The 15,874-nt window shown below is 38.0% G+C and carries 10 protein-coding genes and 1 pseudogene; 2 read left to right on the forward strand and 9 right to left on the reverse strand.

Features of this window, described 5'->3' with window-relative positions; translation table 11 throughout:
- Nucleotides 1-23: 23 nt before the first annotated feature.
- On the reverse strand, nt 24-1,826 hold the full coding sequence (locus IWT5_RS02175; protein ID WP_089108316.1) for an FAD-binding protein: 1,803 nt from the start codon (nt 1,824-1,826) through the stop codon (nt 24-26).
- A 125-nt stretch (nt 1,827-1,951) separates the two neighbouring features.
- Between IWT5_RS02175 and IWT5_RS02180 the strand changes: the two genes are divergently transcribed.
- Nucleotides 1,952-2,890, forward strand: coding sequence for a LysR family transcriptional regulator (locus IWT5_RS02180; RefSeq protein ID WP_089108317.1), 939 nt, complete (start codon nt 1,952-1,954; stop codon nt 2,888-2,890).
- A gap of 396 nt (nt 2,891-3,286) precedes the next feature.
- On the opposite strand, the gene IWT5_RS02185 is transcribed toward IWT5_RS02180, so the two are convergent.
- The gene (locus IWT5_RS02185) at nt 3,287-5,218 is read right to left on the reverse strand and encodes an oxidoreductase (RefSeq protein ID WP_089108318.1); all 1,932 of its coding nucleotides are present in this window, start codon (nt 5,216-5,218) and stop codon (nt 3,287-3,289) included.
- A gap of 105 nt (nt 5,219-5,323) precedes the next feature.
- Between IWT5_RS02185 and IWT5_RS02190 the strand changes: the two genes are divergently transcribed.
- Nucleotides 5,324-6,169 carry a MerR family transcriptional regulator gene (locus IWT5_RS02190; RefSeq protein WP_089108319.1) on the forward strand — a complete coding sequence of 282 codons (846 nt, stop codon included), beginning with the start codon at nt 5,324-5,326 and terminating at the stop codon, nt 6,167-6,169.
- Nucleotides 6,170-6,940: 771 nt separating this feature from the next.
- Here the strand turns inward: IWT5_RS02190 and IWT5_RS02195 are convergent.
- The 7 genes and pseudogenes from IWT5_RS02195 to IWT5_RS02225 form a co-directional block, all read right to left on the reverse strand.
- The gene (locus IWT5_RS02195) at nt 6,941-8,563 is read right to left on the reverse strand and encodes an FAD-dependent oxidoreductase (RefSeq protein ID WP_089108320.1); all 1,623 of its coding nucleotides are present in this window, start codon (nt 8,561-8,563) and stop codon (nt 6,941-6,943) included.
- A gap of 204 nt (nt 8,564-8,767) precedes the next feature.
- Nucleotides 8,768-9,496, reverse strand: a complete 729-nt coding sequence (locus tag IWT5_RS02200; RefSeq protein WP_089108321.1) for an L-ribulose-5-phosphate 4-epimerase — start codon at nt 9,494-9,496, stop codon at nt 8,768-8,770.
- Between the two features lie 201 nt (nt 9,497-9,697).
- A pseudogene (locus IWT5_RS02205) lies at nt 9,698-10,893 on the reverse strand (cation:proton antiporter).
- A 410-nt stretch (nt 10,894-11,303) separates the two neighbouring features.
- Nucleotides 11,304-12,239, reverse strand: a complete 936-nt coding sequence (locus IWT5_RS02210; RefSeq protein WP_089108322.1) for an L-ribulose-5-phosphate 3-epimerase — start codon at nt 12,237-12,239, stop codon at nt 11,304-11,306.
- A complete protein-coding gene (locus IWT5_RS02215; RefSeq protein ID WP_089108323.1) occupies nt 12,217-13,770 on the reverse strand; it encodes an FGGY-family carbohydrate kinase in 1,554 nt (517 codons plus the stop codon). The genes IWT5_RS02210 and IWT5_RS02215 overlap by 23 nt, the downstream gene beginning before the upstream one ends.
- A gap of 13 nt (nt 13,771-13,783) precedes the next feature.
- Nucleotides 13,784-14,797 (reverse strand): hypothetical protein, encoded by a 1,014-nt coding sequence (locus IWT5_RS02220; protein ID WP_089108324.1) that lies wholly within the window; start codon nt 14,795-14,797, stop codon nt 13,784-13,786.
- Nucleotides 14,798-14,908: 111 nt separating this feature from the next.
- Nucleotides 14,909-15,862, reverse strand: coding sequence for an isocitrate lyase/PEP mutase family protein (locus IWT5_RS02225; RefSeq protein WP_089108325.1), 954 nt, complete (start codon nt 15,860-15,862; stop codon nt 14,909-14,911).
- Nucleotides 15,863-15,874 lie beyond the last annotated feature (12 nt).

Consider the following 15,874-nt stretch of genomic DNA (forward strand, 5'->3'; position numbering starts at 1 on the left):
CCGTTATCTCCTTTCTGATTGTATTATTGACTGACACTGTTGTTGGCAGCTTTCGCTTTATCAATGGCGTCTCGAACAGCAGACTTTAATGCCCGACTAGTGGCTGATGCACCACTAGTGGCATCGACATCGATATCATTATTAGCAACCATTTGTTCAGGCATCGTCTTTAACGCAACTTGACCCACATCTTCACTTTCATGTTCTTGTAAAATCTCAATATTCTTTATCGTGTCATCATCGTAAGTAACACGCACAACTAACTTCCCACCGATGCCACTATTTGACTCACCGAGATATTGATTATCAGCAAGTTCAACACTTCCTATCTGCTCGCCACTGATGAGGTCGTTAATTTTTTGATACTTATCGTTTGCCACTTGTATTGACAGGGCATCCGTCTTAGAAACGCTTTCACCAGCAATTTTGCCAAATATTAAGCATTCCGCTAAATTACCAGCTCCTTGATAAAGATTAGCTGTGATGCCACCCAATTCACCAGCGCCAAATAAATGTGGAATAGGCTTTCCATCTTGTCCGATAATCTGGGCTTTACCATTTCGCTGTGGGCCACCTTGAGTATTCAATATGGTATTGACCATTCGAACAGCATAGTATGGGCCTTCATCAAATTTACGCATGGTCTTTATATTGCGACCAAATTGATAATCAGTTCCAATTTCATTGAACTTGTTGTAAGTATCAATTGTTTGCTCTAATTTGTCCGCAGGAATTGATATTTTTTTGGCAAGTTCTGAAAGATTATCTGCCTTAACAATTAATTGATTCAAATTAACATATTCAAATGGGTGTTTTTGAAATTCATTGCATTGTGTTTGATCAAAAATCATGTATGGTTTAACACTTAGTGGTGCGTGTTTCCATGTACCATGACTGTATATATGACCGTGACGGGCATGCTCTGCCTCATTAAAGTAACGGGTACCATCATCACCAACAACAACGACACCACCATCATTTTCTCCAGCTTCCCAATAAACTTCGCGACTTCGTTTGGCTCCGGGAACATCAAAATACAGTCCATGCATTAAACTATAAGATTCATAGTTCGACATGTGCCACATTTTGGCACCCGCTTTTTGAGCCATCGCAATCCCATCACCACGGTTATATAACGATCCCATTGGGGACAGCTTAGGTTCACCAAGATAGCTTTGAATCATTTCTTGATTATTTTCAAATCCACCCATTGCAAGGACAACTCCATGTTTGGCAGCCACACTAACCGTTTGGTTATGCCGCTCAATTTGCACGCCAACAATGACATTATTGCTATTTTGAATGAGTTTCCGCGCGCGTGACTCTAGCCAAACATCGACTTGGTCCGCCCGATCAATAATTTGTTGACGTAAGTTTTTCCATAGTGCAGCGTCAAAAGCCCCTTTGTGGACTGTAAGTGCATCGTTTGCTTCGCTACCGTCAAATTTGGGGTATTCAATTGCTTGTTTAGCAAGGTCTGGTCTCCCTAGATCATGTGTACTAACTGGTGAAACACCCAGATACTTTTTAAAATAAGTTTTATTGTCAACTAAACCTTGTACGTAGACTTTTTTAACATCTTCGGGTAAGGACATAGGATAAGTAATCTCGTTATAATATTGCATCATCTTGTCATAATCATCGGTTGCATTGACACCCTGTCCAGCATAGCGAGTATTACCGCCTTCATGTCCAAAGGGAGCTGCATCCACTAGTAAAACTTTCTTACCCTTATCGGCTGCAAACCTCGCTGCAGTGGCGCCAGCACCACCAAAGCCAAGTACTACAACATCGTAAACTGCTTGCCATTCTATTGAAGTCGTCATCCATCTTACCTCCAGTCTTAGTTATTATCATTCTTATCACCTTCATTATGTTACAATAATCACAAGGTGTGAAATTAGTATTTTGGTAACTATCATAACAACTTACTTATTAGATCGGAGCTATCATGTCTAAAAATCAGATCCTTTCCCAAATTTTAACTGAATGTCAACATTGTAGGACGATTACGCAAGTCGCTTCGAATCTGTATGTCAGCCAACCCTACGTCAGCCAGATCTTGCAGGCTGCCGAAAAACAGTATCACGTTGCTTTAGTTAACAGAGACGTCCTACCGATTCAGGTGACGTTAGCAGGAATAAAACTACTCAAACATTTAACTCAATTGATAGAGGATCAACATGATCTAGAAAATGAAATGGCACTTTTTTCAACTAAACATCAAGGTAAAGTTCTGATTACCTTCAATCAGCCAATGGCTACCTTAATGGCTCCAGAGTTATTCAAACCACTTGAAGCAGGCTTCCCAGACGTGTTATTTGAGTTCGATGAACAAACTACCTACCTAGCAAAGCAAAGTCTATTAGAGGGAAAAGCCAATTTATTTGTGGGAGCGGCTCTTAATGATCAAAATATTACAACACTACCCATAACTCACGATGAGCGACCGTTAATAATAATTCCTAAAAGCACCCCACTTTATTCACAACTTCGGCCTGAAGACGATTTTAATGAAAATCTAAATTTATTTGAGAATGCTGATTTTATTGGGTTATTAGGTCAATCCTATTATCAAGACCTGATAGAACTAATTTTTTCAGATAACCATATTGATATTAATATTAGGTTGCGGGTGCCCAACCTTATCTCTGCTACACTAACTGCCTTGCATAGTTCAGCAAGTACTGCAACTTTACCGTTTATCTTGCCACGTCTACAAATTCCTCGTGATCAATATAGGCTTCTTAGTATTCCAGAAACACACATAAACGCTCAGTTATCTATTTCTTACAAAAAGGATGCGAGTCAGCTCACTCAAACGATTGCTAAAACGCTTCAGGATTTGATTGCAAAATTCTACACGAAGAAGAATAAAACTTTAAAATAAGCAGTAATATTTAAATTATTTTAGAAATTGATCTAACCTCATCAACTTATTTTTCGAAAAATAGAAAAAAACACCATGTAGACTCTGCTCGACAATGTCTGTTGATGGTAATAGATTATACGTGTTTCTGGTAAATGCTTTTCTTCGCCCAAAATTAATCAATTTATAAAATTTTTTCTATCTTTATCAGTCCACTAAAGAAGTGTCTGAAAAATTTTATATAACTTTGTATATATCGCTTTAAATTCAATCTAATTCATTCAAATCTTAAAACTAATAGAAAAAGGCAATCAATCACCACTCGAATTTGAGCGGCAACTGGTTGCCTAGAAAAATACCCCCAAAGTTTTTTCCAATTTCGGAGGTATTATCATTATTCTTTTTATTTCTTATAACTTAAGCTGAGTATCCAGCAGCAAATCCTGTTTGAGTCGCAACAAGTGCGTTCGTTGCTTCAACTGTGTCGCCAACTGCTACCAATTGAGATTCTGGTAAGCGTTCACTCAACGTTTTATACAACTGATTGTCTGAGTGATAGCCGGTTGCCAGTACAATTCCATCTGCAGAAATTGTACGAGTTTCATCATTAATCCTCACCGTTACACCTTTAATACTGAGTGATTGAACTGTCGCATCCGTCATGACCGTCACCTCATGATCACGGAAAAAGCGTTTAGTATCCACTGTCCGCATCAACCCAGCATTGATGTCACGTGTCATTTCAATCACAGTCACATGTCCACGCTCGGCATCTGCCAAATATGCAGCAGTTTCGGTTCCAACTTCACCACCACCAATGACGACTAATTCACCTTCTAGTGGATCCTTACCAACCAATACATCTCTTGCAAAATGTACTGGGACATTCTCGATACCTGGAATATGCGGAAAATTAGGATCACTCCCGGTGGCCATAATTACCTTGTCCGCATTAAACGCCATTACGTCTTCAACTGATGCTTGATGTTGTAATTCAACATGAACTTGTCGAATCGCTAATTGTTTACGTAAAAATACTAGTAGATTTACATATTCACCCTTTGCCGGTGGATAAGTTGCGGGAATAAACTCACCACCGAGTTCATTCGTTTTCTCCCAAAGTGTTACATCATGCCCACGACGCGCAGCTGTAATAGCTGCCTCCATTCCAGCAGGACCACCACCAATAACTAGGACCTTTTTGGGCTTTGGCTTAGTAGCAAACGGGTATTTGGTTTCATTACCAATCATTGGATTAACTAAACAACTGATATGGCTCCCTTTTAAAAGGCCACCCTCACAGCCTTGCAAACAACGAATACAATAGTCAATCTGATTCAGATTACCTGCTTTGGTCTTATTGGGTAACTCAGGGTCAGCTAGAGACGCCCGAGCCATGCCAATGAAATCGCATACATTTTGATCCAAAAGACTCTCCGCTAAGACAGGATCATTAATTCCGTTAGCAACTATCAAAGGGATATTAACAGTTTTACGAACTTCTTTTGCATCAGCTTCATTATTACCACGAGGCGTAAATGCTGATGAAATGACTGCATCCGCGTACGAAGTATATTCGCCGTTAGATAAATTCAGAGCATCAAACCCAGTCTTTTCGAGATCTTTTACAATAGCTAAGGTTTCTGGAAGCTTGCGACCGTCGACAGTTCCTTCGGTTAACGATATTCTGGCTGTTATTGGAAAATCAGGACCAACCGTTTTACGCATTGCTTGATAAATTTCATGGACAATTCGTAAACGGTTACTTAAACAGCCACCATAATCATCCGTTCGCCGATTTTGTCGCAAACTTAAAAAGCCAGCCAGTAAATAGCCATGTGCTAAATGAAGTTCGATTCCATCATATCCCGCTGCTTTCATTAAACCAGCCGTTTTTCCAAATTGATTAACAATCGTTTTAATCTCTGGAATCGTCAACTCATGCGGAATTTCCCGATTAAAGGAATCCGGAATCTTACTTGCTGCTACAGGTTGTATACCTCCATTGACTGAAGAGTTTGTTTGTCGTCCAGGATGAAAGATTTGGGCAAATAGCTTAGTACCATATTGATGGATTTTGTCAGTAAATTCCTTATTTCTAGCTACCTGCTTTTCATCATACAGACGGATACAATTCTTATAACCAATACCATTTGGGTTGACCCCAAAATCTTCGGTGATAATTAAACCAAACCCACCCTTCGCCTTTGCCTCATGATAAGCAATAAATTGATCAGTAATATTTCCATCCGACGTACAGAAATTAGTCACCATAGCAGGCACTACAAACCTGTTTTTGATTTCACAACCATTAATCTGAAACGGGGTAAATAATTTGTCAAATTCCATGAGATAGCCTCCTTAAGCTTGCTCATCATTGCTCTTTCTCAATAATAGTTATAAACTATCAAGTAGCTTTAGAGTCAACCTCATTATTAACAGGAGGAATCAAATATGTTAAATCATTATAAAATTGGAGAAATTGCTAATTATTATCACGTTTCTGCCCAAACTATCCGTGATTATGAAGCCAAAGGATTAATTCAAAGTCAGCGCAATCCTGATACTAGTTATCGTTATTTTGGTTATCAGCAAACTAATCAAATGTCTGATATTATGCAGTTACGAGAATATCAATTCTCATTAAAACAAATTTCGCAGCTCGTCACACAATCTGATATACAAGATACAATTTGCCTGTACGACAAACAAGCTGTTAAAATTCAAAAAACAATCGAACATTTACAAGCTAATTTACTGAAATTAGATCAAGCATCCACTACTCTGAAACATGTAAAACAAAATTTTAATTATGTTCAGTTCACTGTTAGCCCTGCACTTTACTTTGATGAGTTAAAAAACTATGGGCAAGATGATATGTTTGAACCTAATCATAAATACCAATCTCAAAGATTAAATCAGCTAGAGGGTTTAGCCGCTTTCCCAGTTGGCTTCATTTTCCAAATTGATATTAGCAATTACCTACTAACACCTACTTGGGGTCTCCTTGCCAACAAAAAACTGCCTCAGTTTGATAATAGCAGCAGATTATTACCGCCAAAATTATGCATGCACGCTTTTCTAGTTGCTGGTCGTGAGGGAACCTTGAAATCAGCATATGATCAATTGATTGATAAACTAACCAAAAAGCTGAACCTAGTTATAATAGATCAGCCTTTTGGTCGAATTATTTTGCGTTGCCATGAAAACGGTGAATGGAAACGATACTTTGAACTATGGTGCCCTGTGAGTGAGGATTGCTATAATGAATACGAGAAAAATACTTCAATAGTCGTATAATTAAAAACCAGGAATTTTTGCTCGCTCTATAGTTTGGGTCGTGTTGTTGATTAAAACTTTCTATAAAGGCCTTCAGCCACCGTATAACACTCTTGTATCCTGGATAGTGAGGTCACGTGATTGGATGACATTTTAATTTCCAAATAAGCATCTGGCTTACCTGTATCAACATCGTTATGGTACAAATACATGACGGGTCACTATCATCAAACATACGATTCCATGAACTTACTCGTCGTTCACGCAGATCATCCATCATTTGAATAAAAGATATTTGGTAGTAGCATCTTTTGCCCGTTGCTCATATTCTGACGCTATCCAAGGACAAATCAAGCAGATTGGCTGGCTTCCTTCTACTATTTCAAATACGCCGTATATGATGAAAACGGACGCCAGATAAATCCTGTCATGCGTAAGCTGAATCATTCTAGCAAGAAAATAATGCTGATTTACCTAGGATTGGAGGAGCAAACCATGGATGAGAAACTGAATAGGGTTAATTGGTGTTATGTCAGTAAATATGATATTTAGTTTTGATGAGTAATCATCAGCATTATTTTTATGCATAAAAAGCATATCGTCCTATATTACTAATCAAATTAACCCAAAAACATTGAGCAACTAATAGTTTACGATTTGAACTCATGGTTCGCATAGAATTTACCTATAAAACCCGAAAAAAAGACCAGTTCGTAAATGAATTGATCTTCTCGAAATACTTCATCAACACCTGTTAACAAAAATACTAATCCTTTGATAAAAAAATAGAATTTAACTTTCAGACGGCCCCGTAGTTGCATCAGTACCTGGTTTCAATGATTGAGTAACCTTAGTCTTTTCGTTTTCCTTCTCTGCTGGACTTGTTTTAACACTCTTGGCAGTATCAAGTTCTTCTGTAGCTGCTTGCCCAGCTAACCGACCGAAAGTCTGTGCGTGACTTGCTGCCAACCCAGGAACGCGATCAGGATAACTACCAAAGAAAAATCCACCTGAATCATTTCCGGCAGCATATAAATGTCTAATTGGTTCATAATTACTATTTAAAACCTGCATCTTTTTATTAACTCGTAACCCATCATTGGTGCACAAAATTCGTCCACCCAGAATACAGCCATAGAATGGTTTTTTATCAACAGGTGTCAGTCGATAAGGTTCCTTCCCAAAATCCTTATCAAAATTATCTACGACCAAATGATTGTTTCGTTTCACAGTTATTTTGAGATTTTCAACTGGTAGATGTAATTTCTTAGCTAGCTCTTCAATCGAATCTGCTTTAACCACGAGTCCCTTCTTTACATATTGTTCGGTGTCTTCCATCAATTTTTCAGAACTTGCCATATATCCTGGAAATCCAACTCGAGCACATCCTAGCATATGAAATTGTTTAGCGTATTCTCCGTAGTTATCATCCCAAATCATGGCATAAAGATAGCCCGGCTGTTTGCTTGCAGCATTTACAATAAACTGATAAGGGACTGATTCATTGGAAAAACGCTGACCTCGCAGATTGACTTTTAACAAAGGGTGGCTTCCTAACCAAAGCCAATCTTTATATGTGGCCGTTTGCACATACATATCCTCGGTTTTGGTTCCAACCGGCACTAAACCTCGATCAAAGATACAATGAGCTGGTTCCTCGTCTTTAATAGCACCAACATCTAAAGCAGAAACAATTCCCGCTCCATCATTACGCGGTGAGTCATTGTAAACATTCTTTTTAAGAGCAACTGGATTCCATTTTTTAAGCAGCTCAGTATTTGCAGAATAACCACCAGTAGCAAGAATGACCCCTTTCGAAACCTTAATTTGCCAATATTCATTCGAAGTCAAATCATGTACGATAACACCTTGGACACCATCACTTCCCTTGATCAATTGAACCAGTGGTGTTTTGAATTTAAGGGTAACTCCCATCTCTTTAACTTTTTCTTGGATCCACTCACCATAAAAAGTAAAGGTTTTATCATCTACTGTTGGATCATTTTCAGTTGGAAAAGCTTCGTAAGCACTACTAGTCAACATCGCATCAGGCTCTGAACGCAAATGGGCCCCATGAGGTTTCAAAATATTGTCTTCGACCCAGTTAACCGCCTCGGCGCTATGATTAGCCCAATGATAAATCAAGTCTTCATCTACGTTATGTTGAGCAAAAGCCGCTAGATACTCTACTAAATCATACTTGTTGATCGTGATCCCAGCACGTTTCTGAGCATTTGTTCCAACTCCGGCAAGGCCAACTCGCATCAAATTAATTGAATCTTCTTTTTCAATTACCGTTACTTTCGCACCCTTTTCAGCAGCAGCAGTGGCAGCCATTAATCCTGCGTTGCCAGCACCCACAATCAAAACTTCCGTATCCAAAATCTTCGTAACATTAAAATTATAACCACTCATGATACAAGCCTCCAATCAGTCAAACAATTTGCTTATTTACCTATAGTTGATATTTCTAAAATATTCCTTTTATCATCTTAATAATTACTTATAAAAAGATTATTAAATTGAATTAATAAGTTATCTAAGCGACGGCATTAATATCAACTAGAATTTTCCAAATGAATATGACATTCTTCCTACCATAAATTTAACAAATTTAATTTATGAACGAGCGGCATGATCCTTTGAATGCGCGTTGTTTTGACCATAGTAGGCGTTAGCACCATGTTTACGGTAATAATGCTTGTCCAGCAGGTACTGAGGTAATTCAGAACTTTGATGGGTTAATGCCATGGTGTGGAAGTCCTCTTCAGCAACAACTTCCAATACCTTGGAATTATAAACCGCCTTAGCAGGTGTTGGACCCCAAGCAAATGGTCCATGCTGGCTAACAAGAGCAGCTGGGACGGCTTCGTAGTCAAGACCACGTTCGTCAAAAGTTTTGACAATGGTCTTACCCGTATTGCCTTCGTAATCCTCTTCGATTTCTTCCTTGGTGAGGGCATCAGCTGCCGGAACATCACCAAAGAATGTATCGGCGTGAGTGGTGTTCATTGCGGGAATATCCATCTTAGCCGCAGCGAATGAAACTGCCCAAGGTGAATGCGTATGAACGATCCCGCCAATCTTTGGGAAGTGATTGTACAGGTACGTATGGGTTGGTGTATCGCTGGATGGGTTCATGTCGCCTTCAACAACTTCACCCTTTAAGTTCACAACAACTAAATCGGAAGGCTTGAGCTTATCGTAATCAACACCTGATGGTTTAATAACGAATAGACCCTTTTCCCGATCGATCCCTGAGACGTTGCCCCAAGTAAAAGTAACTAACCCAAGTTTAGGAAGCTGCATGTTAGCTTCATAAACCTCTTGCTTAAGATCTTCTAGCATTTTAATATCTTCACTCCTTAATTAATATCAGCATTGACCTGTAAGTTTGTAAAAATGCTTATCACGTATGCGCAGAAACATCATGTTTAGAAAACATAATTATATAAAATCTGAATAGTACCTCAAAAAAGCAAATTTTATCTCGTTAGATTTTACTCATTTTTATTAATTCCTAATACAAAATCACTTAAGTATATTTGCTCATAAACTAGACACATTTGTAACTCCCACTGAAACCTGTTTCTTAATGGTATACTTCAACATAAATGGTGCAATAATCGTCGTCAAAATAATGACAATTATGACCCCTGAATAATATTCGGAGGATAAGAGATGTGCAGAAAATCCCGTTTGGGCAACAATTAATGCCATTTCCCCTCGAGACACCATACCTGAACCAATAATACTGGAGGAAGTCATGCTCATCCCTAATACTTTAGCGCCAAATCCACATCCAATCCACTTCGAAATCAATGCTAATACTAGCAATGGAAGAATAAACTTTAAATTATTTAACAGATTACTGAATGTCATATTTAAACCTATACTAACAAAAAAACTGGAATGAAAACTGCATAACCAATAGGTTCGATTTCTGTATCAATTTGTTGTTTGTACGGAGTTTGCCCAATCGCTATCCCCGCAAAAAACGATCCCAGCACGGCACTTAAACCAAACAATGAAGCAAGATATGCCATTCCCAGACTAATTACGACTGCCATTAAAACCACTGGAGAAGTTGATTGAATTTTAGTAGATATTTTCATTAATACTGGTACTAATAATTTGAATGCTAAATAAATAAATATAAAATACACGAATTGTAGACCGAATCCTACCCAAATATTACCGCCACTCAATGTATTACTTGACTGTGTTTGTCCGACGTCACTGAAGACACTAACAAGTACACTTAGAATAACAATCGCCATAATATCATCTATTACAGCAGCACCTAGGATTGTTGTGCCTTCTTTTGAATTAAGTTTTCCTAATTCTTTTAATACTTCCACCGAAATACTAACTGAGGTAGCCGCAAATGTGACACCTAAAAAAACAGCTTCCTCGTTATTAAAATTAAAGATTCGGCCTAAAAAGTAGATCAAAACTACTGGTGCTATTACGCCAAAGGTAGCAACCGAGGTCGATTGCAATAAGTAATGTTTCAATAACTCTAAATTACTTTCCAGTCCAGCAATAAACATTAAAACGATAACTCCAATTTCGGCAAATATACTTATAAAACTATCATTTGTAACTATCCCAAAAAGTGCGGGACCTAACAGTACCCCAACCAGAAGTTCTCCAATTACTGCTGGAACATTAACTCGTTTGCAAAAATGACTAGCTACAGCTGTACATAGTAATATCAGCACAAGATCCCTTAAATAATCCATAATATTTACCCCGTTTCAAATTTGCGATTACCTCTTTTTGATAGTGTGATTCCCGCTGTTCCAAAAACATTACATATGCGATAAATTTTGTAGCGCTTTTTATACTCTGTAGTACCTTTGGGAGAAACTATCTGGGTGCAGTGATCCCATCTACATTAACCGACAAGGTTTGCAAATCTTCCAAATGGAAACAGTGTGGCCTTCAAGGCAACATATAGCAATCCGTCTCTTGCTCATATTTTCATTAATTTTGATGGAGTCGCATCATAAATACATTACTATAGTCAGTTATTGTAATTAAACGTCTTCAATCAAGACAACCCAAAACAAAGTGGATGTCTTGATGCTCATAAGTCCATGAATGAGACACCATTATAAAATTCAATTTGTCTCCGAAACATTATACTAAATTAATCAAGTTGGGTTCTCGCAATTGCATATTTACTTGACGAAAAACGCTCCATAGACTTCTTAAAAGGTGGCAATTTCTCCTGTTCAATACCAATCAATGCAAATAATCTATCAAAATACTTTTTTGCGTTTTTAATTTCCTCTATCGGATTACTTGAATTTTCCGACCACATTTCAATCGTGTACGCACCTTGATACCCCAATCGTTTTAACACTTTTAAACACCCTTCAAAGTCAACTGTGCCCGTACCAAATGGTACGTCACGAAATTTTCCTTTTGATGTTGAAGTAACTGGTAAAGTGTCTTTTAAATGGACAGATACAATACTATCGATGTTTTTCTCAAGGTCTCTGCCAACGTTTATGCCTAACCAGGCTGTCAAATTACCTATATCAGGATAAGCCTGCAACCAAGGGCTATGAATTTGCTTCTTTAGTTCAGAAATTTTACTCAAGGAATTAAGAAATGGATCATCCATAGTCTCGATGTCCAACATTACTTCCTTTGCGGCAGCTAACTTCACAGCCTCATTTAATCCATCAATAAAATGCTCTCTAGTGCAAACCGTTTTCTTGTCATAATATACGTCATAGCCAGCTAATTGAATATTTCGGATACCCAGATCACTTGCTAGATCAATCGCTTTACGAACCATATCTAATGATTTCAACCGAACTTTTGGATCGCTCGATCCCATTGGGAAGCGACGATGCCCACTAAGCATCAACGTATGAATTCGTGTACCTGAACTACTGACGGCCTGTTTAATTTCATTACGCTGAGCCTGATTCCAATCTAACCGTGAAAGTCGCTCATCACTCTCATCAATAGAAAGTTCAATGAAATTAAATCCTAATTTTTGACATAGATTTAGCTTTTCTAACCAGGATAATTCTTTAGGAAGTGCCTTCTCATAAATTCCCAGTGAATTCATATTGACCCAATCCTTTCTGTGTTTGGTTAAGAGAATTCCATAAAGGCGCACATGATCTAATAGCAAGACGATATACCTGATATTTCTGGTCATAAGAACTAGCTTCGTGAGCCGAGGGTTCAAATCGTTTAATTACTGAAACCATTTTTTGAATTGCAATGCTTAAAGTAGCATAGTAGCCAGTTGCTACTGCGCCCACAATTGCTCCGCCAAGGCCGCCTAACTCGTTTGCATCAACTAGTTCTATAGGAGTCTTTAAAATATCAGCAAATATTTGCACCCAGGAAACAGAATTAGTCGCACCACCAGATAATCTAATTACTTGGGGTCTGTGACCCAAAATTGAAATTAGTTGTTCAATATGCTGACGATGTGCAAAAACAATACCCTCGTAAACAGAACGGATGAGTTCTGATTTTGTAGTAGTACTGCGGATCCCCAAGAATGCCCCTTCAGCTGTCGAATTAACGTTACTACCATACAAGAATGGTAAAAAAATTGTTTTTGCATAGTTGGCATTAGTTTCCGATAAAAATTTCTCAAGCATTTCATACAACGAAATACCAGCATTTTTAGCATTATTTCGTTCCTCGCTCATCAGAAGTTTTAATATCATTTCTAAATTACCTGCCGAAGTCGGACTAGATGACTCTATTAGATATTGACCAGTTGGAAACAAAGAATTCATTGTGTTGCTTTCAATCAATGATGGTTTGTCACTAGGATATACATTGATATTCCAAGTGCCAGCGATAGTACTAAACGTATTAGTGTTTAAAACCCCCGTAGCGAGAGTGCAAGCGTGAATATCAAATAGGCCTCCAGTTACTGGTGTTCCAGAGTTTAAGCCTGTTTTCTGGGCCACTGCTTCAGTTATTTCCCCGACAATATCCGTTGATTTTACTAGTTTAGGCATTTTTTCTAGACATTCTGGAATTCCAAAAAAGTTAAAAAGTTCCTTGTCATATTGTTTTGAACTAAGATTTAAAAAGTTATTCCCTGATGCGTCACCGTATTCCTGCGCCAAACAATTGGTAAGTTTAAATCGTATAAAATCTTTAGCAGACAAGACTGTCCCTATATTTTGATATACGGCTGGTTCGTTAACTTTCATCCAATTTAATAAAACTGGTGCTTGACTCGGCATTATATGTTGCAAACTGATATCATAAATTTCGTTAATACGAGATTCGAATTGTTCAGCGATCTGCGTAGCTCTATTATCCGTTGACAAAATACCATGACAGAAAATTCTATTATGCTCATCTAAGACGTACAAACCTTTCCCGTGCCCAACAGGGGTCACTGCTTTAATATCAGAAGCTATGATTCCTGCTTTTTGAATAGTCTCTTGAATAGCATCGGCGATTTTATCCCATAACAGTTCCAAATCAATTTCGTGATATCCAGAAATATTTTCAATTTTCGGCGTTGAAAACGATGTACAGGCCACTTGGCTCCCTTGACTATCGAAAATAATGCTTTTAGTGTTAGTACCTCCGTTGTCAACGGTTAAATAATAGTCAGTCATTCCAAGCACTCCTTTATCCATTACTTACTAAATAAACAGCAATCTCACTTGATTCACGATTTGCAGAAAGAATAAATGATTCGTGATTCTTGAAATATGTTAATACATTACTTGATCCAACATTTTTATCAATCAACGTATATTTTAATTGACTATTATTCAGAGTTAACCAAAGTAAGTCACGATTTCCCGCTCGATAACCAAAGATAAAACCTGGTTCACCTTCAAGTTGGCCACCCCAAATTGCGTGTCCAAAAGGAGTTAATGGTTCAGTATGAATAACTGGTTCAAAACATGCGTTCAAAACACTCAAGTATGGACCATGAAAGCCTTCTATGGTCAGAAATTCTGATTTCCCATCATTATCAACATCACACATTGCAATGTCACTAGTTTCTGTATCTGATACTTTTTCCAATACCCAGTCACTTCCAGAACTCGGGTAATTTAACTTGAAAATGCCTTCCTCAGCAGTAATAAAGCTGAAGTTTTGTTTTGGCACTCTATAATAACCATGATTTTTAAATAATTTGACATCTAATGCCCTTAATTCTTGAATTTGATTTAAAGTATCATTAAATTCACCAATCCAAATTTTGCCTGGATCAGACCAGTCATCGACGCTCTTTTTGGAATTGGCTATACTACATCCCACAAACCAATAAGTGTGTGGTCCTTTAGGAACAATATCGAATCGATGCACATAAGGGAAAAAGCCAACTACTTTCTTATCCCAGCCAATTCCATTGAAATGTTCCCTGACGATGATACATTGACTCGCATTAAATCCAGGGTAAAAGCGTTGGGTGGCTAAAAAATCTAACGTATTAGGAATTTGTACCATTGTCATGGTGCCCCCAATATTTTCCCAAACAGTAGTTTTTTCATAATGATTATCTAAGTTATATGCATAGCAAGCAGCATCTTCTTCCGACGCTACAATTAAATAATCATGATCAGCATTTTGTAAATGTAATACTGCATAACAGTGAATTAACTTGTCAGAAAATACTTTTTTAAATTTCAATCAAAACACCCTCTACTCAAAGAGCTCATTATTTTTCATTAAAAACCACACCACTGATGAATGCACTCCACTCAGCAGTGTGGTTTATTAAATTAATTTATTCAATTTGCATTAAAATCTTTCTTCAATGTCTACGTGCTTAAAACCTTCTGGATAATCGTCAACATGATGTCCGACGATTGTATATTCCTTATTTTGTCCAGTAAATGAGTTCTCTAGTTCAAGATATTGTTGAGGTTCAAATAATGGTGACGCACTGAAGTCTGGTTTGCCAGTCCCGGAAGCATGCGTAAAGGTATAAGCGACGCTTTGATTCTTAAAGTTCTGTATCCCATGTTCCAGCATGCCTTCCATTGCAGCCTTCATCGTGTAATGGGTTGAACACATGACGAAACCTAGTTCGGTCAATTGATCCATAGTCACAGCCGGTACACCATTGTCTCCTCGAACATCAGCAAAAATCTTCCAACCAGTTACTACTTTAGCCATTTCAACAGCTTGTTCATACTTAGTAATTTTAACGAACATTGCCAAATCAGCACCAAGGTCCATTGCTGCTTTAAGACGCTCATTTCCTTCTTTCAATTCCGCCGGAATGTCTGGATCTGCATTAGTTCTCGCAATTAATAAACAGTTAGTTCCTTTAAGGCCTGCCAGGGCTGCACGTACTTTTGCCAGGTATTTATCCCGAGGTAAAATATTTGTTGATTCTTCCATATCACCGGCATCTTCAAGTTGAACTGCAGCAGCGCCCGCTGCTGCTAAACGCTTTGCCGAACGATAAACGGCTAATGGACCACCAAAACCATCTTCAATGTCGCAGATTAAAGGCATTGAACTGGTAGTGGCTACCCGACTAACAACCCATTCCAGATCGGTTAAGTTAGTAAAACCATAATCCGGCATTCCATTCATACTAATAGATACCTCTCCTCCACTCAATAAACTAACTGGAAAGCCGCACATTTCAACTGCCCGATTCGATGCACAGTCGTATACACAAGGCACTAAGAAACATTTGTCTTGTTCTGAAATAATCTGCTTTAATGTTTTTTTACTTGTCATAGTAAATATCTC

It is taken from the genome of Secundilactobacillus mixtipabuli, assembly GCF_002217925.1.
In the GTDB taxonomy this organism is placed as follows: Bacteria; Bacillota; Bacilli; order Lactobacillales; family Lactobacillaceae; genus Secundilactobacillus; species Secundilactobacillus mixtipabuli.